The sequence below is a fragment of the Geodermatophilus bullaregiensis genome, from assembly GCF_016907675.1.
Classification (GTDB): Bacteria; Actinomycetota; Actinomycetes; order Mycobacteriales; family Geodermatophilaceae; genus Geodermatophilus; species Geodermatophilus bullaregiensis.
The window spans coordinates 4781039-4805139 of sequence record NZ_JAFBCJ010000001.1 but is presented as its reverse complement, the minus strand read 5'-3'; the positions used below and the strand labels follow the sequence as shown (position 1 = coordinate 4805139).

Annotated in this window: 26 protein-coding genes; 12 read left to right on the top strand and 14 right to left on the bottom strand. The window is 74.3% G+C overall.

Features of this window, described 5'->3' with window-relative positions; genetic code table 11:
- Positions 1-84: 84 nt before the first annotated feature.
- From JOD57_RS23035 to JOD57_RS23025, 3 genes are read right to left on the bottom strand one after another with little or no spacing between them, the layout of a single operon-like run.
- The gene (locus tag JOD57_RS23035) at positions 85-1545 is read right to left on the bottom strand and encodes a GntP family permease (protein WP_204694154.1); all 1461 of its coding nucleotides are present in this window, start codon (positions 1543-1545) and stop codon (positions 85-87) included.
- Between the two features lie 26 nt (positions 1546-1571).
- The gene (locus JOD57_RS23030; protein WP_204694153.1) at positions 1572-3119 is read right to left on the bottom strand and encodes a gluconokinase; all 1548 of its coding nucleotides are present in this window, start codon (positions 3117-3119) and stop codon (positions 1572-1574) included.
- Between the two features lie 48 nt (positions 3120-3167).
- Entirely contained in the window at positions 3168-4502 is a 1335-nt protein-coding gene (locus JOD57_RS23025; protein WP_307824875.1) for an MFS transporter, read from the bottom strand.
- A gap of 137 nt (positions 4503-4639) precedes the next feature.
- Between JOD57_RS23025 and JOD57_RS23020 the strand changes: the two genes are divergently transcribed.
- Positions 4640-5866 (top strand): MFS transporter, encoded by a 1227-nt coding sequence (locus JOD57_RS23020; RefSeq protein WP_204694151.1) that lies wholly within the window; start codon positions 4640-4642, stop codon positions 5864-5866.
- 29 nt (positions 5867-5895) lie between these two features.
- On the opposite strand, the gene JOD57_RS23015 is transcribed toward JOD57_RS23020, so the two are convergent.
- Positions 5896-7083: an NAD(P)/FAD-dependent oxidoreductase gene (locus tag JOD57_RS23015; RefSeq protein WP_204694150.1), complete on the bottom strand. Its 1188-nt coding sequence runs from the start codon at positions 7081-7083 to the stop codon at positions 5896-5898.
- A 9-nt stretch (positions 7084-7092) separates the two neighbouring features.
- Positions 7093-7284, bottom strand: a complete 192-nt coding sequence (locus JOD57_RS23010) for a ferredoxin (RefSeq protein ID WP_204694149.1) — start codon at positions 7282-7284, stop codon at positions 7093-7095.
- 92 nt (positions 7285-7376) lie between these two features.
- Between JOD57_RS23010 and JOD57_RS27115 the strand changes: the two genes are divergently transcribed.
- From JOD57_RS27115 to JOD57_RS22995, 3 genes are all read left to right on the top strand, one after another.
- On the top strand, positions 7377-8690 hold the full coding sequence (locus JOD57_RS27115) for a cytochrome P450 (protein ID WP_204694148.1): 1314 nt from the start codon (positions 7377-7379) through the stop codon (positions 8688-8690).
- A gap of 55 nt (positions 8691-8745) precedes the next feature.
- Complete coding sequence (locus JOD57_RS23000; protein WP_204694147.1) at positions 8746-9585, top strand: mycofactocin-coupled SDR family oxidoreductase; 840 nt, start codon at positions 8746-8748, stop codon at positions 9583-9585.
- Between the two features lie 77 nt (positions 9586-9662).
- Positions 9663-10916 (top strand): cytochrome P450, encoded by a 1254-nt coding sequence (locus tag JOD57_RS22995; protein ID WP_204694146.1) that lies wholly within the window; start codon positions 9663-9665, stop codon positions 10914-10916.
- 27 nt (positions 10917-10943) lie between these two features.
- Here JOD57_RS22995 and JOD57_RS22990 read toward each other — a convergent pair whose 3' ends face one another.
- On the bottom strand, positions 10944-11831 hold the full coding sequence (locus JOD57_RS22990) for an SAM-dependent methyltransferase (RefSeq protein WP_307824874.1): 888 nt from the start codon (positions 11829-11831) through the stop codon (positions 10944-10946).
- Positions 11832-11984: 153 nt separating this feature from the next.
- Here JOD57_RS22990 and JOD57_RS22985 point away from each other — a divergent pair, with 153 nt between their 5' ends.
- Genes JOD57_RS22985 through JOD57_RS22955 form a run of 7 tightly spaced genes read left to right on the top strand, consistent with a single transcriptional unit; the run spans position 11985 to position 16246 of the window.
- Positions 11985-12395: a nuclear transport factor 2 family protein gene (locus JOD57_RS22985; protein ID WP_204694145.1), complete on the top strand. Its 411-nt coding sequence runs from the start codon at positions 11985-11987 to the stop codon at positions 12393-12395.
- A 28-nt stretch (positions 12396-12423) separates the two neighbouring features.
- The gene (locus tag JOD57_RS22980) at positions 12424-13977 is read left to right on the top strand and encodes an AMP-binding protein (protein WP_204694144.1); all 1554 of its coding nucleotides are present in this window, start codon (positions 12424-12426) and stop codon (positions 13975-13977) included.
- Positions 13978-14439, top strand: a complete 462-nt coding sequence (locus JOD57_RS22975) for a MaoC family dehydratase N-terminal domain-containing protein (protein ID WP_204694143.1) — start codon at positions 13978-13980, stop codon at positions 14437-14439.
- The gene (locus JOD57_RS22970; RefSeq protein ID WP_204694142.1) at positions 14436-14852 is read left to right on the top strand and encodes a MaoC family dehydratase; all 417 of its coding nucleotides are present in this window, start codon (positions 14436-14438) and stop codon (positions 14850-14852) included. Before JOD57_RS22975 ends, JOD57_RS22970 begins: the two co-directional genes overlap by 4 nt.
- Entirely contained in the window at positions 14849-15301 is a 453-nt protein-coding gene (locus tag JOD57_RS22965) for an acyl-CoA thioesterase (RefSeq protein ID WP_204694141.1), read from the top strand. The genes JOD57_RS22970 and JOD57_RS22965 overlap by 4 nt, the downstream gene beginning before the upstream one ends.
- Positions 15298-15894, top strand: a complete 597-nt coding sequence (locus JOD57_RS22960; RefSeq protein ID WP_204694140.1) for a nuclear transport factor 2 family protein — start codon at positions 15298-15300, stop codon at positions 15892-15894. Before JOD57_RS22965 ends, JOD57_RS22960 begins: the two co-directional genes overlap by 4 nt.
- Positions 15895-15937: 43 nt before the next feature.
- Positions 15938-16246, top strand: coding sequence for an EthD family reductase (locus JOD57_RS22955; RefSeq protein ID WP_204694139.1), 309 nt, complete (start codon positions 15938-15940; stop codon positions 16244-16246).
- Positions 16247-16301: 55 nt separating this feature from the next.
- Here JOD57_RS22955 and JOD57_RS22950 read toward each other — a convergent pair whose 3' ends face one another.
- Genes JOD57_RS22950 through JOD57_RS22935 form a run of 4 tightly spaced genes read right to left on the bottom strand, consistent with a single transcriptional unit; the run spans position 16302 to position 19872 of the window.
- Positions 16302-17159 (bottom strand): mycofactocin-coupled SDR family oxidoreductase, encoded by an 858-nt coding sequence (locus JOD57_RS22950; protein WP_204694138.1) that lies wholly within the window; start codon positions 17157-17159, stop codon positions 16302-16304.
- The gene (locus JOD57_RS22945; RefSeq protein WP_204694137.1) at positions 17156-17572 is read right to left on the bottom strand and encodes a nuclear transport factor 2 family protein; all 417 of its coding nucleotides are present in this window, start codon (positions 17570-17572) and stop codon (positions 17156-17158) included. The genes JOD57_RS22950 and JOD57_RS22945 overlap by 4 nt, the downstream gene beginning before the upstream one ends.
- 15 nt (positions 17573-17587) lie before the next feature.
- On the bottom strand, positions 17588-18340 hold the full coding sequence (locus JOD57_RS22940) for an enoyl-CoA hydratase/isomerase family protein (RefSeq protein ID WP_204694136.1): 753 nt from the start codon (positions 18338-18340) through the stop codon (positions 17588-17590).
- Positions 18340-19872, bottom strand: a complete 1533-nt coding sequence (locus JOD57_RS22935) for an AMP-binding protein (RefSeq protein ID WP_204694135.1) — start codon at positions 19870-19872, stop codon at positions 18340-18342. Before JOD57_RS22935 ends, JOD57_RS22940 begins: the two co-directional genes overlap by 1 nt.
- Before the next feature lie 113 nt (positions 19873-19985).
- On the opposite strand from JOD57_RS22935, the gene JOD57_RS22930 reads away from it, so the two are divergent.
- Complete coding sequence (locus JOD57_RS22930) at positions 19986-20501, top strand: pyridoxamine 5'-phosphate oxidase family protein (protein WP_204694134.1); 516 nt, start codon at positions 19986-19988, stop codon at positions 20499-20501.
- A gap of 16 nt (positions 20502-20517) precedes the next feature.
- Here the strand turns inward: JOD57_RS22930 and JOD57_RS22925 are convergent, their stop codons facing one another.
- From JOD57_RS22925 to JOD57_RS22910, 4 genes are read right to left on the bottom strand one after another with little or no spacing between them, the layout of a single operon-like run.
- Positions 20518-21288 (bottom strand): enoyl-CoA hydratase/isomerase family protein, encoded by a 771-nt coding sequence (locus tag JOD57_RS22925; RefSeq protein ID WP_204694133.1) that lies wholly within the window; start codon positions 21286-21288, stop codon positions 20518-20520.
- Entirely contained in the window at positions 21281-22108 is an 828-nt protein-coding gene (locus JOD57_RS22920) for an amidohydrolase family protein (RefSeq protein ID WP_204694132.1), read from the bottom strand. The genes JOD57_RS22925 and JOD57_RS22920 overlap by 8 nt, the downstream gene beginning before the upstream one ends.
- Entirely contained in the window at positions 22105-22857 is a 753-nt protein-coding gene (locus JOD57_RS22915; RefSeq protein WP_204694131.1) for an SDR family NAD(P)-dependent oxidoreductase, read from the bottom strand. The genes JOD57_RS22920 and JOD57_RS22915 overlap by 4 nt, the downstream gene beginning before the upstream one ends.
- Entirely contained in the window at positions 22854-24083 is a 1230-nt protein-coding gene (locus tag JOD57_RS22910; RefSeq protein WP_204694130.1) for a CaiB/BaiF CoA transferase family protein, read from the bottom strand. The genes JOD57_RS22915 and JOD57_RS22910 overlap by 4 nt, the downstream gene beginning before the upstream one ends.
- Positions 24084-24101 lie beyond the last annotated feature (18 nt).

The window sequence follows — 24101 nt, the reverse complement described above, 5'->3', positions numbered from 1 at the left end:
CCCCTCCCCGCTCCGTCGCGGCCCCGGTCGGCCCCGGAGGGCCATCGTGGCCCCGGGGACGCCCGGCGGACAGGGAGTGCGGCGTCAGAGGAAGAAGCCGAGCACCAGGGCCAGGACGAAGCCGATGGTGCCGAGCAGCGTCTCCATCACCGTCCAGGTCTTGAGCGTCGTCTTCTCGTCCATCTGGAAGAAGCGGCTGACCAGCCAGAACCCGGAGTCGTTGACGTGCGAGAGCACGGTGGCGCCGCCGGCGATCGCGATGACGATCAGCGCGAGGTCGACCGAGGACAACCCGTCGGTGGCCTCCACCACCGGGGCCATCAGCCCGGCGGCGGTGGTCAGGGCGACCGTCGCCGAGCCCTGGGCGACCCGCAGCAGCACCGAGATGACGAAGGCGGCCACGATGACCGGCAGCCCGATGTCGCCGAGGACGTCGGCCAGCGCCGTCCCGATGCCGCTGGCGCGCAGCACGCCGCCGAACATGCCGCCCGCGCCGGTGATCAGGATGATCGCGCAGACCGGGCCGAGGGCGCTGTTGACGATCGACTCCACCTGCGCGCCGCTCTCCCCGCGCCGGATGCCGAGCACGACCATCGCCACGAGCACGGTGACCAGCAGGGCGACCGGGGTGGCACCGACCAGCTGCCCGGTCCGCACGAGCAACGAGCCCTCGTCCACCGCGCCGGCGGTGGCCAGCGTGCTCAGCCCGGTGTTCAGGAAGATGAGCACCAGCGGCAGCAGCAGGATGCCGACGACCGTGCCGAAGCGCGGCGGTGCCGGGCGGGTCGCCGTCCCGGTGCGCTGCCCGCCCGCGGACGCGATCGCCGGCGAGGTGCCCTCGACCGAGGGGTCGGGCTCGTCGTCGGCCGTCCTCGGCTCGTCCGCCGTGATGTCGGGGACCGCGACGTCGTACCGGCGGCCGGCCCACAGGCCGAACAGGTAGCCCCCCAGGTACCAGGTGGGCAGCCCGATGACCAGGCCGAAGACCAGGACCAGCCCGATGTCGGCGCCGATCAGCTCGGCGGCCGCGACCGGACCGGGGTGCGGTGGCACGAAGGCGTGCATGACGGCGAAGGCGCCGGCGGTCGGCAGGCCGTAGGTCAGCAGCGAGCCGCCCAGCCGGCGGGCGACGGTGAACACGATCGGCAGGAAGACGACCAGCCCGGCGTCGAAGAAGATCGGGAAGCCGAACAGCAGCGCGGCCACGCCCAGCGCCAGCGGCGCGCGCTTCTCGCCGAACCGGCCGATCAGGCTGTCGGCGAGCACCTGCGCCCCGCCGCTGTGCTCCAGCAGCCGGCCGAGCATCGCACCCAGGCCCACCAGCAGCGCGACGCTGGCCAGCGTGGTGCCGAACCCGCTGGTCAGGGTGGTGACCACGTCCTCGATCGGGATCCGGGTGGCCAGCGCCACCAGCAGGCTGATGAGCACCAGCGCCAGGAAGGCGTGCAGCTTCAGCTTCATGATCAGGAACAGCAGCACGCCGACCGCGGCGGCGGCGATGAGCAGCAGCGGTCCGGCGCTCAGGACCGGTTCGACCTCGGGCACGGGCTCCTCCTGGTGGTCGGGCGGGGTCAGCCGGGGTGGCCGGGGGTGTCGTCGAGGGTGTCGAGCGTGGTGAGCACCTCGGCCAGCGCCCGCGTGGACTGCTCGACCAGCGGGCGCGTGCGCCGGTACAGGTCGGCGGCCGCGGGGTCGGGCTCGACGGGGTCGGAGACCCCGACCAGCGCCGTGGCCGCGTCCAGGTCGGGCAGCGCGCCGAGCGCGTGCAGGCCCAGCAGGCAGGCGCCGAGCCCGGTGCCCTCCGGGGAGTCGGCGATGCGCACCGGCAGGTCCAGCGCCGCGGCGAGTGTCGCGACCCACAGCGGGGAGGCGACCGCCCCGCCGGTCGCGCGGACCTCCGAGACGGGCAGGCCGGTGGCCGAGAAGGCGTCGCGGACCAGCGCCAGCTGCTGGCAGACCCCCTCGACCGCGGCGCGCACCAGGTGCGGACGGCGGTGCTCGCGGCGCAGCCCGACGTAGGCGCCACGCAGCCCGGAGCGCCACCACGGCGCCCGCTCCCCCAGCAGGTAGGGCAGGCAGAGCAGTCCGGCGCTGCCGGGCGGGACCTCCGCGGCCTCGGCGAGCAGCCGGGCGTCGACCTCGTCGGCCGCCTCGCGCTCCGGCGGCGGGCCGTCGCCGGCGGCGAGCGCCTGGGCGGCCCAGCGCACCACCGAGCCGCCGTTGTTGACCGCGCCGCCGACCACCCAGTGCTCGTCGGTGAGGGCGTAGCAGAACAGCCGGTGCGCGGGGTCGGCGGTCGGGGCGGGGACGACGACCCGCATCGCGCCGCTGGTGCCGAGCGACACGGCGGCCACCTCGGGGCGGACGGCGCCGATGCCGAGGTTGGCCAGCACGCCGTCGGAGGCGCCGAGGACCAGCGGGGTGTCCTCGGGGAGGCCCGTCGCGCCCGCCACGTCGGGGCGCAGTCCGCGCAGCACCGCCGTCGTCGGGAGGACCTCACCGAGCTGCCCGGCCCGGACGCCGGCGACCGCGAGCGCCTCGGGGTCCCACCGCCCGGTGCGGATGCCGTAGAGGCCGGTGGCCGAGGCGCAGGACCGGTCGAGCACCTGGGGTCCGCCGCGCAGCGCCGAGACGACGAGCTCCTTGACGCCGCCCCAGCGCGGGACCCCGGCCAGCCGGTCGGGGTCGTCGGCCCGCAGCGAGGCGAGCTTGAGCAGCGGCGACATGGGGTGCACCGGCGTCCCCGTGCGCTCGTGCAGGCCGCCGGCGCGGCCGTCGCGGCGCAGCGCCTCGGCGTACCCGGCGGCGCGGTCGTCGGCCCAGGTGACCAGTGGGCCCAGCGGCCGGCCGTCGTCGTCCATGGGGACCAGGCCGTGCATGGCCGCCGACAGGCTGACGCCGACGACCCGGTCGCCGCGTTCGCGGGCGCGCGCGGCGACGGCGGCCAGGGCCTCGACGGCGGCGTCGGCCAGGCGGTGCGCGTCGAGCTCGGCGCGGCCGGGCGCGGGGACCGACAGCGGGTAGCCGACGCTGACCACGTCGCGGACGTGGGCGTCGGTGCCCGCGGTCACCGCCTTGGTGGCCGTCGTCCCCGAGTCCAGCCCGACCACCACGTCCATGTCCGGTGATCGTGCCGAGGACGGCGGGGACGCGCGACCCCTGCCGGGTCAGCGGTGGTAGGCCGACTCCCCGCGCAGTCGGGCGCCGACGGCCACGTGCAGCGGCGCGAGGACGACGCCGTCGTCGGCCATCCGGGCGCGCAGCGCCTTCCGGTGGCGCAGCACGCCGACCAGGCCGACCGCCCAGAACACGTACTGGACGGCGAAGGCGGCGCGGAAGGCGTCGAGGTCGTAGCCGGTCGAGCCGCCGGGCGTGAGGACGTCGAGCACCGCGCCGATGGCCAGCACGGTCAGCAGCGAGGCGACGAAGCCGCCGACGTTGACCACCCCGTTGGCGCTGCCCTGGCGCTCGGCCGGGTTCCAGGTGCGCGCGAAGTCGAAGCCGATCATCGAGCCCGGGCCGTTGGTGCCGAGCACCAGGACCAGCACGACCAGCAGCCACAGCGGCGCCCGGCCGGGCCACAGCAGCACCACCGTCCAGACGGCGGCCGTGGCGGCGAGGATGGCGAGCACCAGCACCGAGCGGCGCAGCGGCCACCGGCCGCACAGCCGGCCCAGCAGCGGGCCGACGCCCATGCCGACGAGCACGAGCAGGGTGAGCAGGCCGGCGGCCGTCGCCGGGGACAGGCCCTGGCCGACGACGAGGAAGGGATAGCCCCACAGCAGGGCGAACACCGTCCCGGAGAACTGGGTGACCAGGTGGGTGTAGAGGCCGATGCGGGTGCCGGGCTCGCGCCAGGTCAGCGCCAGGCTGCGGCGCACCTCGGCCAGGCCGGCCGGGGTGGTGGCCACCGTCCCGGGCGGCGCGTCGCGCAGCGTGGTGAGCACGAGGGCGACGGCGAGGACGCCGACGGCCGCGGCCCCGAGGAAGGTGCTGCGCCAGCCGGCCGCGTGCAGCAGCGCGACCAGCGGGTAGGCGGCCACGATCTGCCCGACCTGGCCGAGGATGCCGGTGAGCTGGGTGACCAGCGGGACGGTGCGGCCGGGGAACCAGAAGGCGATGACCCGCAGCACGCTGATGAACGTCATCGCGTCGCCGGCGCCGACCAGCACGCGCGCCGCGACGGCGGTCGGGACGTCGGTGGCCAGCGCGAGCACCAGCTGCCCGGCGGCCATGGTGAGCCCGCCGGCCAGGATGAGCCGGCGCGACCCGAACCGGTCCACCGCCACCCCGACCGGCACCTGCAGGCCCGCGTAGACCGTCAGCTGCAGCACCAGGAACAGCGAGACCGCCGACGCCCCGGCGGAGAAGCGCTCCTGGGCCTCCACCCCGGCCACGCCGAGGGAGGCCCGGTGGAACACGGCGACGACGTAGGCCGTCAGGGCGGTGAGCCACACGGCGTAGGCGCGCAGCGGGGTGCGGGCGGGCGTCGGGGGCGTCACCCAGGGGACGACAGCGACCCGCTCCGGGTTGTTCCCGCCCGCGCGGTGAGTCGGCTCACCCGCGGTGTCGCCGCCACCGCGTCCCCGCGCCGACGGGGATGTCGCGCGCGCCCGAACTAGGATAAACATGAGTACTGATGAGCGAGAGCCGTGCGGCACCGTCGCGGGTCGCCGTCCTGGCGGTGAGCACGCTGGCGATGGGCCTCGGCGCCGCGCCGATGCCGATCGTGGGCTACCTCGGTGCCGCGCTGCGGGCCGACCTCGGCCTGACCGGTGCCCAGCTCGGCCTCGTCGTCGGCGTCTTCTACGGGGCCACCGGGGTGACCTCGCTGCTCGGGTCACGGGTGGTCGACCGGCTCGGCGCCCGCTGGTGGGTGGCCGGCGACCAGGCGCTCACCGCCGCCGGGCTCGCCGCGGCCGCCGCGGTGGGGTCGTTCCCCGCCCTGCTGGTCAGCAGCGTGGTGACCGGGTGCGGCTACGCCTTCGTCAACGCCGGCACCAGCGTCGCGGTGACCGCGGTGTCCCGTCCGGACCAGGCGGCCACCGCGGTCGCGGCGAAGACGGCGGGGATCCCCGCGCTGCTCACGGTCATGGCGCTGGCCGGCCCGCCCGCGGCCGACGCCGTCGGCTGGCGCGGCGTCGTGCTGGTGCTGGCCGGGCTGGCCGCGGTGAACGCCGTCCTGGCACTGCTCTGGGTGCCCAGCCGGAGACCCGCTCCCGGCCCGGCCGGGGTCCGCGGCGGGGCGCTGCCGCCCGGCTTCGTCTGGGTGGTGCTGGCCGCGACCTGCTTCGTCGTGGGCACCAACCCGCTGAGCGCCTTCCTCGTGGTGAGCCTGGTCGACGGCGGGGTCTCCCCCGTCACCGCCGGCCTCGTGTCGGCGGCGGGCACCGGCACGGGCACGGTGGCGATGGTGTTCGTGGCGCACCGCAGCGAGCGGCGCGGACCCCGGACCCGGGCCGGGACGGCGGCGCTCGTGTGCCTGGTCGGCCTCTGCGGCACGCTGCTGCTCTGGGCGGGGACCCACCTGGGGCTCGCGGCGGTGGCCGTCGGCGCGGTGGCCGGCCTGCTCTGCGCGATGGTCGGCGCCGGGTTCGCGCACGCCGTCACGGTCGACCGGGCCCCGCACGCGGTGGGGCGGGCGACGGCGGTGATGTCGTGCGGCTACTACCTCGGCGCGCTGGTCTCCCCGCTGGCCTTCGGCGCGCTGGCCGACCTCACCGGCGGGTACGACGTGCCGTGGGCGGTCACCGCGGGCGCCATGGCGCTGTCGGTGGCCTCCTACGCCGTCGTCCAGCGGCGGGTGCCGCCGGCGATCGCCGGGCGCCCGCCCGCCGTCGAACCGGCCGGGGCCCCGCCGGCATGAGCGCGCACGTCCGCGGACGGGCCCGGCGGTCAGGCAGCCGAGAGGGCCTCGTCCCAGCCGGCGCCGGCGGCGAGCAGCTTGCGGTAGGGCAGCAGCGCCTTGGTCGCGCCGAACCCGACCGCCGAGCGCAGCAGGCCGTCCCCGCCGGTGAGCGCGACGAAGCTGCCGTCGAGGTCGCCGACGACCACGCGCACCTCGTCCTGGGGCCGCACCCGGCCGAACACCTGCAGGCGCGCGCCGAGCTGGTCGCTCCAGACGTAGGGGACGGCGTCGTGCACGGTCGGCGTGCCGGTGAGGTTGGCCGCGACCACGCCGGCGGTCTCCACCGCGTTGGTCCAGTGCTCGACGCGGACGTCCTCGCCCAGGCGCGGGTGCCGCCACCGGGCGACGTCGCCCACCGCCCACACGCCCTCGGCGCCGGCCGCGGCCAGCCGCTCGTCGCAGACGACGCCGTCGCGCAGGTCCAGGCCCGAGTCGGTCAACCAGCCGGTCTCGGGCACCGTGCCCAGGCCCAGGACGACGACGTCGGCCGGCAGCGCCGTGCCGTCGGTGAGCCGGACGGCACCGACCCGCTCCTCCCCCTCGATCGCCGCGACGCCGGCGCCCAGGTGCAGGTCGACGCCCGCGGCGGCGTGCCGGCCGGTGAGCGCCCCGCCCAGCTCCTGGCCGAGGCCGCGGACCATCAGCGCCGGCAGCGGCTCGACCAGCGCGACCGCGTGGCCGCGCGAGTGCAGCGTCCAGGCCACCTCCGCGCCGATGAACCCCCCGCCGACGACGACCACCCGGGCCCCGGTGGGGCAGGCGGCGCGGACGGCCGCGGCGTCGGCGGCGGTGCGCAGGACGTGCACGCCGGGCCGGGGCTCCAGCCCCGGGACCGTGCGCGGGGTGGAACCGGTGGCCACCACGAGCGCGTCGAAGACGACGGTCTCCCCGCCGTGCAGGCCCACCCGGCGCCGGTCGAGGTCGAGGTCGACCGCCCGGCCGGTGACCAGCTCCACGCCCAGGGCGCCGAGGCGGTCGCGGTCGGTCAGCGGCTTCGCCGCGACGGCCGGGTCGGCGAGGAAGGCCTTCGACAGCGGTGGCCGGTCGGCGGCCACGCCGTCGGCCGAGCCGGGCTCGGCACCGATCAGCACGACGTCGGCGTCACCGCCCCGGCGGCGCAGTCCCTCGACGGTCCGGACCCCGGCCAGCGAGGCGCCGACGACGACGATCCGCACGGCGGTGCCTCAGCCGACCGTGATCGCCCGCTCGGGGCAGCTGTCGGCCCCCAGCTGGGCGTCGGCCTCGAGCGCGGGCGGCACGGGATCGGCGACCACGATCGCGTGGCCGTCGGTCTCGTCGAGCTCGAAGACGTCGGGGGCGCTCATGTGGCAGACGCCGTGACCCTGGCAGGCTCCCAGGTCGACCGTGACGCGCATCTCGTACCCCTCTCCCGGGCCGGGGCCGCCGCGACCGGCGGTCGACCCTGTTGACACGGCAAAACCAGTATAAGCATTATCACACTGTGACGGTGAACAGAGACGAGGACCACATGGTCTCCGATGCCACCCGCGCCACGGGCCGGTGCCCCGTCGTCCACTTCGACCACCACTCCCAGGAGCACGCCGACGACACCGTCGGCGCCTACCGGGCGCTGCGCGAGACCCATCCGGTCGCGTGGAGCGACCTCTACGGGGGCTTCTGGGTCCTCACCGACTACGAGTCGGTGTTCGAGGCCGCCCGCGACGACGACGTCTTCTCCTCCCAGCGCCTCGACCAGTACGGCGGGCCCGGCCTGTCGGTGGTCATCCCGAAGACACCGATGCACAAGCACATCCCGATCGAGCTCGACCCGCCGGAGTTCCGGTCCTACCGCAAGGTGGTCAACCCGATCGCCTCGCCGGCCGCCGTCGCCAGGGTCGAGGACATGATCGTGACGTGGACGACCTGGTTCGTCGACGAGCTCATCGAGTCCGGGCAGGCCGACCTGGCGCAGGTCATCGGCGTCCCGGCGATCTGCACGATCGACTGGCTGGGCCTGCCGGTCGAGGACTGGCAGGTCTACGCCCGTTCCCACCAGGCCACCCTGGCCGAGCCCACCGACAGCCCGGTCTACCGCCGGGCGGTCGAGGTCGACCTCCCGTACTGCTCGGAGCAGATGCGCCGGACGATCGCCGCCCGCGCCGCCGAGCCGCGCGACGACGTCATCAGCTACCTGGTGCAGCAGGAGGTCGACGGCCGGCCGATCACCCAGGAGGAGGTCTTCTCGATCGTCGAGCTGCTGGTCAGCGGCGGCGTCGGGACGACGGCCTCGCTGGTCAGCCAGGCGCTGGTGTGGCTCTACGAGCACCCCGACGTGCGCCGTGAGCTGATCGACGACCCGTCCCTGCTCGACCGGGCCATCGAGGAGTTCCTCCGCTACTTCTCCCCCACCCAGGCGCTGGCCCGCACGGTGCTCAAGGAGACCGAGTTCCACGGCTGCCCGATGGAGGTGGGCGACCGGGCGCTGCTGGCGTGGTCGTCGGCCAACCGCGACCCCGAGCAGTTCGCCGACCCCGACGAGGTCGACATCCACCGCTGGCCCAACCGGCACCTGGCCTTCGGCGTCGGCGTCCACCGCTGCGCCGGGTCGCACTTCGGCAAGCGGATGGCCAAGGAGATGCTCGCCCAGGTGCTCGAGCGGATGCCGGACTACGAGGTCGACCTGGCCGGCCTCAAGCGCTACCCGCGCCAGGGCGTGAACAAGGGCTGGCAGCGGATCCCGGCGACCTTCACGCCCGGCGAGCGCCGGCTGCCCCCCGGCGCCGTCCGCGCGGGTGTGTCCGCCGCCTCCGCGCGCAGCTGAGCACCCGAGCCACGCCCCGCCGCCGCCGGTGGCACCCGAGACGAGGAGCAGACCCATGGCAGGACGCATGGCGGGCAAGGTCGCGTTCATCACCGGCGCGGCCCGCGGGCAGGGGCGCAGCCACGCGGTCCGGCTGGCCCAGGAGGGCGCCGACATCGTCGCCGTCGACATCTGCCGCGACATCGACACGGTGACGCCGTACTACCCGCTGGCCACCGAGGAGGAGCTCGCCGAGACCGCCGCACAGGTGGAGGCCCTCGACCGGCGGGTCGTCACCCGCGTCGCCGACGTCCGGGACCTGGCGGGCCTGCAGGCCGCCTTCGACGAGGGGCTGGCCGAGTTCGGGCACGTCGACACCGTCGTGGCCAACGCCGGGATCGCCACCTACGGCCGGGCCTGGGAGCTGTCCTCCGAGCAGTGGCGCGACATGGTCGACGTCAACCTGACCGGCGTCTTCCACACCGCGAAGGTCGCCATCCCGTCGATGATCGAGTCCGGCCGCGGCGGCAGCATCCTGTTCACCAGCTCGATCGGCGGGCTCAAGGGCATCCAGCACGTCGCCCACTACGTCGCCTGCAAGCACGGGATCGTCGGCCTGATGCGGACGCTGGCCAACGAGCTCGGGCCCTACTCGATCCGGGTCAACACCATCCACCCGACCAACGTCGACACGATCATGATCCAGAACCCGGGCACCTGGGCCATGTTCTCCCCCGGCGACCCCGAGCCGAGCCGGGAGAAGGCGATGCCGGGGTTCACGTCGCTCAACACGCTGCCGGTGCCGTGGATCGAGCCGGTGGACATCAGCAACGCCGTGCTGTTCCTGGCCAGTGACGAGGCCCGTTACGTCACCGGCGTGACCTTCCCCGTCGACGCCGGCGCCTACGTGAAGTAGCCGGCCGCTCCTTGTGGTCCACGTCACACCCTGCGCATGATGTGCAGGCATAGGTGCCGACGACCCAGGAGACCGCCATGACCTCGACCGTGGCCCCGCAGGCACCGGACATCCTCTCCGCGGAGTACCTCGCCGACCCGTACCCGTTCCACAAGGTGCTGCGCGACTCCCACCCGGTGACCTTCCACGAGGCCACGCAGAGCTGGCTGATCAGCCGGTACGCCGACGTCGCCGCCGCCTTCCGCACGCCGGCGTTCTCCAGCCGCAACTACGAGTGGCAGCTCGAGCCGATCCACGGCCGGACGATCCTGCAGATGGAGGGCAAGGAGCACGCCACCCACCGGGCGCTGCTCAACCCGTTCTTCCGCGGCAAGGGACTCGAGGCCTTCCTCCCGGTCATCACCCGCGACGCGGCCGAGCTGGTCGACGCCGTGGTCGCCCGGGCCGGCGGCGACCTCGTCGACGGGTTCGCCGGGCGGGGCCGGGCCGACCTGGTCGCGGAGTTCACGACCTGGTTCCCGATCAACGTCATGGTCGACATGCTCGGGCTCCCGAAGAGCGACCACGAGCGGTTCCACGGCTGGTACCACTCGATCATGGCCCACCTGAACAACCTGGCCGGCGACCCCGCCGTCACGGCCCGGGCCGACCAGACCCGCGAGGAGCTGCGCGACTACGTGCTGCCGATCATCCGGGAACGCCGGGACGGCGACGGCGAGGACCTGCTCTCCCGGCTGTGCCGGGCCGAGGTCGACGGCGAGCGGATGAGCGACGAGGAGATCAAGGCCTTCGTCAGCCTGCTCCTGGTGGCCGGAGGCGAGACGACGGACAAGGCGATCGCCAGCATGGTCCGCAACCTGCTCGACTCCCCCGACCAGCTGGCGGCGGTGCGGGCCGACCGGTCGCTGGCCGACGCCGTGATCGCCGAGACGCTGCGCTTCTCCGGGCCGGTCCACATGATCATGCGGCAGACCGAGGAGCCGGTGGAGCTCTCCGGCACGACGATCCCGGCCGGCGCCACGTGCATCCTCATGCTCGCGGCGGCCAACCGGGACGAGCGGCACTTCGAGCGCCCCGACGAGTTCGACGTCCGGCGCCCCGACCTCGACGTCGCCAAGGCCTTCAGCGGCGCGGCGAACCACGTGCAGTTCGTCCTCGGGCGACACTTCTGCGTCGGTTCGCTGCTGGCCCGCAGCGAGATGACCGTCGCGCTCGACCTGGTCCTCGACCGACTCCCCGGCCTGCGCTACCAGGAGGGGTTCACGCCGCGCGAGGCCGGCCTGTACACCCGCAGCGTCGAGAGCCTGCTCGTCGAGTTCGACCCCGCCTGATCCCGTCGTCCGGGCCGTCCCGCGGGCTCAGGGCTTGCGGGCCACCGCCCCGGCGATGCACTGCTGCACCGGGGTCAGCGGCCGCAGGCGGGGGCCGTCGGGCCACCACAGGTCGCACAGCTCCAGCTCACCGGGCCGGCCGGGACCAGGCGGCACCAACTCCAGGCCGGGCAGGAACGCGGTGATCTGCTCCCGGGTCCGGAAGAGCCCCGACCGCATCGGGCTGTGCACGAACACCTCCTCCATGCGCCGCGCCAGCGGGCCGAGCTCCTCGGTGCCCGGGTCGAGGAAGTGCGCGACCACGACCCAGCTGCCGGACGGGAGCGCGTCGACGTACTCCCGCATCAGTTCGGCGCCGTCGTCGCCGGGGTGGTGGTGCAACGTGCCGACCTGCAGCAGCGCCACCGGCTCGGTGAGGTCCAGCAGGCCGCGGACGTCCTCGTGCCCCAACACCTGGGCCGGCGCGAAGACGTCGGCCGCCACCACCCGACACCACGGGTCCCCGGCGACCAGCGCGCCACCCTCCGCGATGACCGTGGGGTCGTTGTCGACGTAGACGACCCGGGCCGAGGGGTCGGTGCGTCGCGCGATCTGGTGGGTGTTCTCGGCGGTGGGCAGCCCGGAGCCGCAGTCGAGGTACTGGCGCACGCCACCCTGCTCGGCGAGGAAGCGCACCGCCCGGCCGAGGAACCGGCGGTTGGACCACGCCAGGTCGTCCACCTCCGGGGCCACGGCGCGCACCTGCTCGAGCACCCGGCGGTCGACCTCGGTGTTGTGGGTGCCGCCCAGGGCCGCGTCGTAGACGCGGGCGATGCTGGCCCGGGCCGGCGGCTCGCCCACCGGCGCCGCGGAGGACGCCTCCGGCTCCGGGGGAGAGCCCATGTCCGCCTCGCAGGTGGTCGTCGATCCGAGCACGTCGTCGGCGAGTGTGGCCCCCTCCCACCCAGGGGCCAACCCCCCTCGGCCTCCTGCTCCACGGGGTCTGGTCAACCAGGCGAACCATGCATAGGGTAACGGCGGTCACATCCCGTGCCGGCCCAGACGCCGGCCCTCGCCCAGGAGCTCGCCATGTCCGCTCGCGGTGCCATCGAGAACGTCCTCAACCGGTACTCCATCGCCTACGACGACAACGACATGGCGGAGATGGCCGACACGTTCACCGAGGACGCGGTCATGTCCATGCGCATCGCCGGGGGCGACCTGATCGGGCCTTTCGAGGGCAAGACGGCCGTCATGAAGCTGATGACCGACAGCCTGGCCAGCCAGACCGACCAGCGCCGGCACGTGACCACGAACATGGCCCTCCGCAAGGAGACGGGGGACGCCGCGACGGTCAGCTCCTACCTGACGCTGATCTCCGTCGAGAACGGGAAGCTCACGGTGCTGTCCACCGGCAGGTACGAGGACGAGCTGGTCCGGGAGGGCGACGGCGCCTGGCGGTTCACCAAGCGGCACCTCGAGCTCGACCTCCCCTACTGACGCCGGCCCGGACCGCAGGAGAGCCGCCGTGAACCAGGGTCTGGTCCCCGCCAAGTGGGCCGCGCTGACGCCGCGCGCCGAGGCGATCGTCGACGTCCCCAACAGCCGCCGGATGACCTACGCGGAGTTCGACTCACTCGTCCGCCGGCTGGCCAACGGCCTGCGCGGGTTGGGCCTGGAGCGGGGCGACCGCTTCGCCGTCCTGTCGCGCAACTGCGCGGAGTACATGGCGCTCTACTACGCCGCGGGCCGCGCCGGGCTGGTGCTGCAGCCGCTGAACTGGCGGCTGGCCGGCCAGGAGCTGGCCACCATCGTCCGCGACGCGGCACCGCGGGCGGTGATCAGCGCCGACGAGTGGACCGAGACGGTCGAGCAGCTGCAGCGCGACGTCGACGTCCCGCACTGGCTGCAGTTCGGCGACAAGAGCGACGGGTCCCTCGCCGGGCTGGTGGAGGCGGCCAGCGACGAGGAGCCGGTCTGGACCACCCAGGCCCTCGACGACGACCCGTTCTTCATCCTCTACACCGGCGGCACCACCGGGAAGAGCAAGGGTGCGCTGCACACCCACCGCAGCGCCGGGGCCATGATGCTGGCCCAGACCGTCGCCGAGCGGATCGTGCCCAGCGACGTCTACATGCTGACCGGGCAGATGTACCACATCCCCACGGTGCTGGCGATGAACTACAACCGGCACGGCTGCCCGCTGGTGCTGGTCAACTTCGAGGCCAAGCAGGCGCTGGAGGTCATCCAGGAGGAGCGGGTCTCGGCCTTCCTCGGCATCACCACGATGATCAACTGGATGATGGCGGTGCCCGGCTTCGGCAGCTACGACCTCTCCAGCCTGCGCAACTTCCAGTACGGCGGCGGGCCGATGCCGTCGTCGGTCGTGCGCGCGGCGATGGAGAACTTCCCCTGCACGATGATCCAGGGCTACGGGCAGACCGAGGGCGCGGGCATGACGTTCCTGTCGCAGGAGGACCACCTGCGCGCCGTCGCCGGCGACCACCCCGAGCGGCTGCGCTCCTGCGGGCGGGAGGGCTTCACCGCGCAGATCCGCGTCGTCGACGAGTTCGGCGCCGACGTGCCCCGCGACGGCCGCACCGCCGGGCAGATCGTCGTCCGCGGCGAGCAGAACATGATCGGCTACCTCAACCAGCCCGAGCTCACCGCGCAGACCATCCGCGACGGCTGGATGTGGACCGGCGACATGGCCACGTGGGACGAGGACCGCTACGTGTTCATCGTCGACCGCGCCAAGGACATGATCATCTCCGGCGGCGAGAACATCTACAGCGTGCAGGTCGAGGAGGCCATCAACCAGCACCCGGCCGTCCTGGAGTGCGCCGTCTTCGGCGTCCCCGACGAGGAGTGGGGCGAGTCGGTCAAGGCCGTCGTCGTCCTCAAGCCGGGGACGGAGGCGACCGAGCAGGACATCATCGACGAGGCGAGGAAGCACCTCGCCAGCTACCAGAAGCCGCGCTCGGTCGACTTCGTCGCCCAGCTGCCCAAGGCCCCCACCGGCAAGATCCTCAAACGCGAGCTGCGCACCCCCTACTGGGCCGACCGCGACCGGGGCGTCTGAGTGGGCTCCCCCACCGAGGCCGACCTGCAGACCGTCGTCGGCCGCCGCTTCCCCGGCGGCACGTACACCGTCGAGCCGTGGCGGGCGTGGCTGCTGGCCGACACGGTGCTCGCCGAGCCGCCGTCGCTGCGCGACCCGGCGCCCCAGGTGGCCCACCCGCTGTTCGCCTGGATGGCGGCCACCGGGGCGATGGGCCTGACCTGGGACGAGCTGTTCGCCTGGTTCGGCGCCACGGCCGCCGACGGCCCGGTCTTCGGCGAGCACGAGACGACGCTGCACCGGCCGCTGCGGGTCGGTGGCACCTACCGCGTGACCGGTGGCATCGAGTCCGCCGCGCGCAAGGTCGGCCGGCGCACCGGCGTCTTCGACGTGGTCGGCTACGCCATGGACCTGCACGACGAGGGCGGGGCGCCGGCCGCCCGCTGCTGGAACTCCATCGTCTTCCCCCGGAGGGACGCGTGAGCACGCCCACGGTCGAGGTCGGCACCGAGCTGCCCGCCTACGACGTCCCCTCGGTGAGCGCCGAGAAGATGAAGACGATGGCGGCGCTGCTGTCCGACCCCACCCCCATCCACTGGGACGTCGAGACGCTGCGGGCGCTCGGCATGGGCGACCGGCCGGTCAACCAGGGCCCGCTGAACATGGGCTACGTCATGAACGCCGTCACCGCCTGGGCCGGCGGGCCGCAGTCGCTGCGCCGGCTGCGGGTGCGCTTCCTCGGCACGGTGCTCGCCGGGCAGCACCTGCGGGTGCGCGGCACGGTCAGCGGGCTGCGCGAGGAGGACGGCGCGCGGCTGGCCGACTGCGACGTCGTCCTCGAGGTGGTCGACGGGGACGCGGTCGTCTCCGGCAGCGCGACGGTGGTGCTGTCGTGAGCTCCGAGCCGCTGCCCTCCCGGCGGCCGGGCGCGCAGTCACTGTCCTTCCGGTTGGCGTACGGCGACTGCGACGTCGTCGGCATCGCCTACTTCGCCATCTACTACCCGTGGATGGAGCGCGCCCAGACGCTGTGGCTGCACTCCCACGGGCTGCGCAGCGGCGAGCTCGTCGAGGACCTCGGCATCCTCACCGTCGGCGTGCACTCCGAGTGCACCTACCGGCAGATGGTGCGGGTCTTCGACGAGCTGACCATCGAGATCACCCTCGACCGGGTCGGGACGTCGTCGTACACGCTGGGCTTCGACTTCGTCCGCGACGGCTCGGTGGTCACCCACGGCGCGATGACCTTCGTGTGCCGCACGCCCGAGGGCGGCAAGGCCGCGATCCCCGAGCGGCTGATGGACGTGCTGCGCACGCTGCCCACGCCCGCGGAGGTGCCGGCGTGACGCTCGACCTGCCCACGGTGACCGCGGACCTGACCACGGTCCCCCCGCTGCCCGAGGGGGACCTCGCCGCGCTGGCCGCCGCCGTGCGCGCCCAGGCCGACCGGCAGGCGATCGCCGACCTCGGCGTGCTGTACGCCCGCGCCGTCGACGACCACGACGTCGACACCGTGGTGGCCACCTACACCGACGACGGCGTCTTCGAGCGGCGCGGGGTCGCGGCCACCGGCGCCGAGGCCATCCGCGCCGCGTACGTCGCCAGCTTCGGCACCTACCGCACCATGCTGCACACCCCGCACCCCGGCGTGGTGCGGCTGCACGGCGACGGGACGGCGTCGGGCTGGTCGCACGGCCACGCGGAGCTGGCCACGAGCAGCACCCTGGTGCTCGCCTCGTTCCGCTACGAGGACGACTACCGCTGCGAGGCCGGCCGCTGGCGCTTCGCCCGCCGGTCGATCACCTTCATGTACGCCGTGCCCGCCGACGAGCTGGCCACGAGCTTCGGCTCGGTCGAGCGGATGCGCTGGCCGCGCACCGCTCCCGAGGCCGCCGACTACCCGGAGAGCTCCCCCACCTGGGAGACGTACCGGAGCTGAGCTGCCGGGGCGCCGAGGCCCCGGAGGAGGAGACGGAGGACCCGTGTACCGAGTCGTCGTGAACTACCACCACCCCGAGGACCCGAAGGCCTTCCTCGAGTACTACCGCACCACGCACGCTCCGCTGGCCAAGAACCTGCCCGGCGTGTCCGCCTACACGTGGGGGGTGGTCGAGACCCTCGACGGGTCCCAGCCGCCGTTCTTCGTCGTCGCCACGCTGGACTGGCCGTCGAAGGAGGCGGCGATGGCCGACCTCGGCTCGGCGGAGGGTCAGGCCGCGTCGGCGGACATGGCGAACTTCGCGCAGGCCGGTGCCTCGATGTACGCACAGGACCTCGAGACCGTCGTCTGACCCGCCGCGCACTCCCGCGGACGTGCCCGGTGCACTTCCGCGGGAGTGCGCGACGTCAGGGCCGGACCGGGGCGGGGTTGTACCCGGGCAGGGCCAGGTGGCCGGCGTCGACGGGGACCGCCAGGCCGGTGACGCCGTACGCGCCGTCGGAGGCGAGCCAGACGGCGGCGTCGGCGATCGCCTCGGGCCCGAGCGCTCCCTGCCCGCCGAGGACCCCGTAGTGCAGCGCCCCGGCCTCGAAGTCGTCGCGGGTGCCGCCGGGGTGGCCGGCCATCTGGTCGTAGAGGCCCGGCCAGTTGGTCATCGGGGTGTCCACCAGGCCCGGGCAGACGGCGTTGACCCGGACGCCGTGCGGGCCGAGCTCCAGCGCCGCGCTGCGCATCAGGCCCAGGACGCCGTGCTTGCTGGCCGCGTAGTGGGCGGCACCGGCGTTGCCGCGCAGGCCGTTGACCGACGAGATCAGCACCATCGAGCCGGTGCCGCGCTCGATCATGTGCGGGGCGACCGCGCTCATCGACCGCCAGACGCCGAGCAGGTTCACCTCCAGGACGTCGCGGAACTGCTGCTCGGGCATCTGCCAGAACGGCGCCTGCGAGAAGACGCCGGCGTTGGCGACGAGCACGTCGAGGTGCCCGAACGTCTCCAGCCCCTCGGCGACCGCGGCACCCAGGGCCGCCCCGTCGCGGACGTCGGCGGTGCGGGCGACGATCCGCCGGTCGAGCGCCTCCACCTGCGCGACGGTCTCCTGCAGGTCCGCCGCGCGCGCCGTCGGGTAGGGCACCGAGTCGATCTGCGCGTCGATGTCGACGGCGACGACGTCGGCGCCCTCGCGGGCGAAGGCCACCGCGTGCGCCCGCCCCTGCCCCCGGGCGGCACCGGTGACCAGCACGACCTTCCCCGGCAGGCGGCTCACGGCAGGCGCACCTCTCCGCCGAGTGCGGTGACCAGGACGACCGGGTCGAAGAACTCGGCGAGCCGGGTGATCCGCCCGTCGCGGACGCTGAACCGCGAGATGTAGGTGTTCCGGTAGGGCCGGCCGGTGGTGAGCACCCGGGTGTTGCTCGTGTACTCGGCCACGAACTCGCCGGGGCGGCCCTCGAGCGCGTCGATCCGGTAGTCGGCGAAGTCCATCGGGTCCATGAGGCCCTCCGGGTACACCTCCATCGCCTCGGAGCGACCGTGCGACACCTTCGGGAACCCCGGCGGCGCGTACGGGAGGACCAGCTCGACGTCCTCGGCGAAGGTGGCCGCGATGGCCGGCAGGTCCAGGCGCCCGACGGCGTCCAGGTAGGCCACGACGACGTCGCGGTCCTCGGTGCGGCTCATGACTCTCCTCGGTGGTCAGCGGCCGCGGGCGGCCCGGAAGGCGGTGACGGCGTCCCGGTGCTCCGGGGTGCCGAAGAGCAGCGCGACGGCCTCGACCGACTCGTTGAACCCGCTGCCGGCGTCGCGGTTGACGAAGGCCTTGCCGACCCGCACGGCCAGCGACGAGTGCGCCGCCATCTCCGCGGCGAGGGCCACCGCGGCCGGCAGCAGCTCGCCGTCGGGGTGCACCTCCTGCACCAGCCCGGCCCGCTCGGCGCGCGCGGCGTCGACGGTCCGGCCGGTGAGCGCGAGGTAGCGGGTCCAGTGCCGGCCCAGGACGTCGGGCCCGCGGACGATGCCGTAACCGGGCATCAGGCCGACGGTGGCCTCCTTGAAGGAGAAGCGCGCCGACTCCGCGGCGAGCACGACGTCGCAGGCGAGCGCGAGCTCGGTGCCGCCGCCGTAGGCCAGCCCGTTCACCGCGGCGACCACCGGGACGGCGCACCGCTCGACCGCGTGGAAGGCGTCGTAGACCAGCTTCAGGTGCGGCCGGACCCGGGTCACGTCACCGGCCAGCCCGGCGAACATGTCGATGTCCCCGCCGGCGGAGAAGGCCCGGCCCGAGCCGGTGAGCACCACCGCGCGCACGCCGTCGTCCAGGCCGATCGTGCCCATGACCTCGGCGAGCTCGCGGAACCAGGTCTGGTCCATCGCGTTGAGCTTCTCGGGCCGGCTCGTGGTGAGGACGGCGACGCCGGGCTCGGGGTCGGTGCGGGTGAAGCGCTCCATCAGCGGGCCTCCCGGTCCCAGGTGCCGGGCGCGACGCCGTCCGCGCGCAGCTTGTACTTCTCCACCCGCTGGCTCGGCGTCAGCGGCAGCTCGTCGAGGACGCGCACGTAGCGGGGCACGGCGAAGGCGGTGAGCCCGGCGCGGCAGTGCTCGACGAGCTCGGCGGGGTCGACGGTGGCGCCCGCCGCGGGGACGACGGCGACCGCGACGTCCTCCTCCGACAGCTCCGAGGGCAGCCCGTACGCGGCGACCTGGCCGACCGCGGGGTGCTCGGCGACGACCCGCTCGACCTCCCAGGAGGAGACGTTCTCCCCGCGCCGCCGGATGGTGTCCTTCATCCGGTCGAGGAAGGTGAGGAAACCGTCGGCGTCGAGCACGCCGCGGTCGCCGGTGTGGAACCACAGGCCCCGCCACGCGGCCGCCGTCGCCCCCGGGTCGCCGGCGTAGCCGTCGAACATCCAGCCGGCGTGCTTGGGCCGGGCGACGATCTCCCCCGGCGTGCCGGCCGGCACCGGCTCGTCGCGCTCGTCGACGACGGCGACCGTGTAGTTCACCGACTCGCGGCCGGCGGTGCCGATGCGGCGGGCGGTGGGCGGCATGTCGGTGACGACGGAGACCTCGGTGCTGCCGTAGATCTCCGTGAGCCGCACGCCGAAGCGCCGCTCGAAGTCGGCGAACAGCTCCGGCGGGCACGGCGCGCCGAAGCCCACCCGCACGGGGTTGTCGGCGTCGTCGGGCCGGGGCGGCTGCTTGGCCAGGATGCTGGTCATGGCGCCCTGGTAGTTGAAGGCCGTGATGCCGTGCGCGCGGCAGGTGTCCCAGAACCGGCCGGCCGAGAAGGTGCGGTCGAGCACCAGGTCGGCGCCGGCCTCGGCGGCGGCCATGACGCTGCAGTAGCGGGCGTTGGAGTGGAAGAGCGGGAAGACGCTGTAGAGCCGGTCGGCCGGGGTGTAGCCCATGAGGGCGACGGTGTGCCGGGCGAGGTTGACGTTGGCCCGGTGCGAGAGCAGGGCGCCCTTGGGTGGTCCGGTGGTCCCCGACGTGTAGAGGACGACGGCCGGCGCGGTGGGGTCGACCGGCGGCAGCGGCTCCGGGGCGGTGGCGAGCAGGTCGGCGAGGTCCACGTCGCCGGCTCCCGTCCCGTGGACCACGACCGTCCGCACCGTGCCGGGCGAGCACTCGCGGACGGCGTCGAGGAACTCGGCGTCGCAGACGACGACCGGCGCACCGGAGTGCTCGAGCAGGTACCGCAGGAGCGTGCGGCCGGAGGCCGGGTTCAGCGGGACCTCCACCAGGCCGGCGCGGGCCAGGCCGAACCAGACGGCGAGGGTCGCGGTGCTGCTGCGCATGAGCACGCACACCCGGTCGCCGGAGCGCAGGCCGAGCGCGCGGAACCCGGCGGCCGCCCGGTCGGCGCGCGCGTCGAGGCCCCGCCAGGCGACGGTCTCACCGGCCACCAGCGCGCCGGACGCCGGGGCGGCCCGGGCGGCGGCCGCGGCCAGCCAGTCCCCGATCGACGGCGCGACGGTCATGTCCCTCCCGGGGGCGGCCTCCCCCGGTGACGGGGGGCGAGAGCTGTGCCACCATCCAGCCAGAACCTGCGAAGGATGACAAGGGTTTGTTCCGACGGAAGGGAGTCACCGCGATGCCCGGATCCCCCGACGGCCGTCCGCAGGTGGGCACGCGCGACATCGAGGACCTCCGCGGGACCCACCTGGCGCGCGCCGACCAGGACGACCTGCTCGACGCCCAGACCGAGTGCACCGTCGCCTACGCCTCGCGCGAGGGGTGGCCGGCCGCGGTGGTGATGAGCTTCCTGCGCCGGGACGGCCGGTTCTGGCTGACCGCGGTGGCCGGCCGCGACCACCTGGAGTCCCTGCGCGCCGACGGCCGGCTGACCCTCGTCGTCGACAACCGGGGCACCGGACTGCCCGGGCGCCGGATGCTCGCCGTCCAGGGCACCGTCGTCGTCCACGAGGACCGGCGGACCAAGGACTGGTTCTACCCGGCCTTCGCCGCGCGCATGGCCGCCGACGACCCGGCCGCCTTCGTGCGGCTGCTCGACAGCCCGAACCGCGCCGTGCTCGAGGTGACGCCGACCGGCCGGCAGAAGAGCCACGACAGCCGCAGGATCGCCGGCGACGGCCGCGGGGGCCGCTGACCCCCCGCCGCGACGATCACGCGTCGGGAGCCGGGAACCGCGGGCGGCGCTTCTCGAGGAAGGCCTGCGCGCCCTCGGCCATGTCGGGGCTGCCGATCGCCTGCACGAGCATGCCGAGCCCGTTGGTGAAGGAGTCGCGGGCGGCGTTCCACCACACGTTGGAGCTGACCTTGGCGATCTCCAGGTACCGCGGCGAGAGGACGGCGAGCTCGGCCACCAGCGCGTCGACCGCGCCGACGAGCTCGTCGTCGGGGACGACGGCGTTGACCAGGCCGAGCTCCAGCGCCTGTGCCGCGGTGTAGCGCCGGCACAGGAAGGCCATCTCCTTGGCCCGCTTCTCCCCGATCTGCACGCCCAGCACGTTGGTCGCCCCGGTGACGGGAGCGCTGCCCACCCGCGGGCCGGTCTGCCCGAAGGTGGCCGACTCCCCCGCGATCGCCAGGTCGCAGGCCACGACCAGCTCGTTGCCGCCGCCGGCCGCCGGGCCGTTGACCGCGGCGATGACCGGCCGCGGGTGGGTGCGGACCGCGTCGAAGAGCCGCAGCGAGGCCCGGTAGAGCCCGCGCATCGTGGTGACGTCGGGCTCCGAGAGGTTCCCCAGCGCCCCGCCGGCGCAGAACGAGCCCGGCACCCCCGTGATCACGACGGCGCGGCTGCGGGTGCTGCCGTCGAGCGCCTCGACGACCGCCTCGGCCATCTCCGGGTCGTAGGCGTTGCGCCGGTCGGGGCGGTTGAGGGTGATCCAGGTGGCGTCGCCGCGCCGGTCCACCAGCACGGGGTCAGCCACGGGCGGCCTCCACCGGCCCCGGCAGCGGCTCGTCGTCGGACAGGCCCATCAGCCGGGCGAAGTTGCCGCCGAGGATGCCGGCGGTGGTCTCCTCGTCGTAGCCGAGCGCCCGGACGGCGGCGACCTCCCGCGCCGGGTCGGCCATCGGCCAGTCGGAGCCGAACACGATCCGGTCGGCGCCGTGCTGGTCGACGATCGACCGCACCCGGTCGGGCGCGAGCTCGGCCATGGTCGGCGGCCACGAGGTCTCCAGGTGGACCGGCAGCCCGAGCAGGTCGGCCTCGGCCTCCTCCAGCCGGTGGTAGCCGCCGAAGTGGCAGGCCACGAGGCGCAGGTCGGGGAACCGCCGGACGATGTCGCGGATCATCCCCGGCGTCGCCCGCTCGTTGCTCTCCCGGTCGCCGCCGGCGCCGACGTGGGCGATGACGGCGATCTCCGAGCCGAACGCCTCCAGCAGGTCCCACACCCGCCGGTCGGAGTAGGCGAACCCCTGGAACAGCGAGTGCAGCTTGACCCCGGGGATGCCGTTGCGGCGCAGCGACGCCATGTTCTCGTCGACCGACAGGTCGGGGTGCACGGTGCCGAACCCGAGCAGCGACCCGCCGCGGGAGCGGGCGACGAAGCGGTTGGTGCCGTCGACGTACTTCGCGGAGTCGGCGATGCCGAGCAGGACGCCGCGGTCGACGCCGGAGCGCTCGAGCACCCCGGGCAGCGTGGAGATCTTCCCGTCGCCGACCCGCGGCAGCTGCGGCACCCGCGGGCCGAGCGCCCGCTCGGCGAGCTGGTCGGGCCAGGCGTGGCAGTGCACGTCGATGATCACGGCTGTCCTCCGTCGACGGTGATGACCGAGCCGGTGGTGAACGACGACCAGTCCGAGGCGAGGTAGAGCGCCGTCCCCACCACCTCCGACGGCTCCCCGCCGCGGCCGAGCGCGAAGGTCGCCGCCCGGCGGCCGAAGGCCTCCACGTCCCAGGCCGCCGACACGTCGGTGAGGAAGGTGCCGCACATGATCGCGTTGACCCGGACCGACGGCCCGAACGCGTGCGCCAGGCCGACGGTGACCGCGTTGAGGCCGGCCTTGGCCGCGGCGTAGGGCACGATGTCGGCCCGCGGGCGCACCGCGCCGGTGCTGCTCACGTTGATGATCGAGCCGCCCTCGCCGGCCGCCATCCGGGTGCCGACCAGCGCGGCCAGCCGGAACGGCCCCTTGAGGTTGACGCCGAGCACCTTGTCGAAGAGGACCTCGGAGACGTCGGCGACGGTGTCGTAGCGCGGGCTCATCCCGGCGTTGTTCACCAGGACGTCGATGCGGCCGAACTCGGCGTGGACGGTCTCGACCAGCTCGTCGAGGCCCTCCCAGCGGCCGACGTGCGCCGACACCGGCAGCGCCCGCCGTCCGGTGGTCTCGCGCACCTCGGCCGCCGTCTTCTCGCAGCTGGCCAGGTCCCGGCTGGCGACGACGACGTCGGCGCCGGCCGCGGCCAGCCCGAGCACCATCTCCCGGCCCAGGCCGCGGCTGCCCCCGGTGACCAGCGCCACCCGCCCGGAGAGGTCGACGGCGACGCTCATGCCGCCCGCACCGGCGTCGGGCCGACGACGTCGCTGCTGCCGAGGTGGGCGATCTCGTCGCGCGCCATCCCGAGCAGCTCGGCGAGGCCCGACTCGGTGTGCTCGCCGATCGCCGGCACGCCGTCGTAGACCGGCCCGGCGTAGCTGCCCATGTGCAGCACCGGCCCGGGCACGAGCACCCGGCCCAGCGCCGTGCCGGCCAGCTCGACCAGCGTGCGCTCGCGGAAGTGCGGGTCCTCGACGATGTCGCGGGCGTCGTTGACCGCGGCGGCCACCACCTCGTGCGCGTCGAGGTCGGCGAGCACCTCCGCGCGGGGCCGCAGCGCCACCCACGCCTTGACGTGCTCCTGCAGCTCGTCGTTGTTCGCCATCCGCGCGACGTTGGTGGCGTAGCGCGGGTCGTCCTTGAACTCCGGGTGGCCCATCGCGTCGAACAGCCGCATGGCGATCGTCTGGTTGGACGCCGCGATCGACAGCCACTGCCCGTCGGCGGCCTGGTAGATGCCGCGCGGCGAGGCCGAGCCCGAGCCGTTGCCCACCCGCTCCTGGACGAACCCGGTGGCCGTGTAGTTCACGACCAGGTCGCCGAGGATGAACATCAGCGGCTCGTACAGCGCCACGTCGACGACGTCGCCGCGGCCGGTGCGCGAGCGGTTGAACAGCGCGGTCGTCGTCCCGAACGCCGCCGAGAGCCCGGCGATGGAGTCGGCGAAGCCGAACGGCGGCGAGGTCGGCGGGGTGTCGGGCCAGCCGTTGACGAAGGCGTAGCCGCTGACGGTCTCGGCGACGGTGCCGAAGCCCGGCCTCTCGCGGTAGGGCCCGGTCTGGCCGAACCCGGACACGCGGGTGAGCACCAGGCCCGGGTTCTCGGCGGACAGGACGTCGTAGCCCAGCCCCCAGTCCTCCAGCCGGCCGGGCCGGAAGGACTCGACGACGACGTCGACCCGCGCGGCCAGCCGGCGCACCAGCTCGCGGCCCTCGGGCCGGCGCAGGTCGATGCCGATCGACTCCTTGCCGCTGTTGAGCCGGGCGAAGCCCATCGACAGGCCCTCGTGCTGCGGCGTCCACTGCCGCGCGAAGTCGCCGGTGCGCGGGTCCTCGACCTTGATCACCCGGGCGCCGAAGTCGCGCAGCATCCGGCCCGCCGTCGGGGCGGCGTACATGGTGCCCAGCTCCAGGACGGTGATCCCCGCCAGGGGCGGCGTCCCCGCCGCGTCGCTCGTCATGGTGTCGCCGTCCCCCTT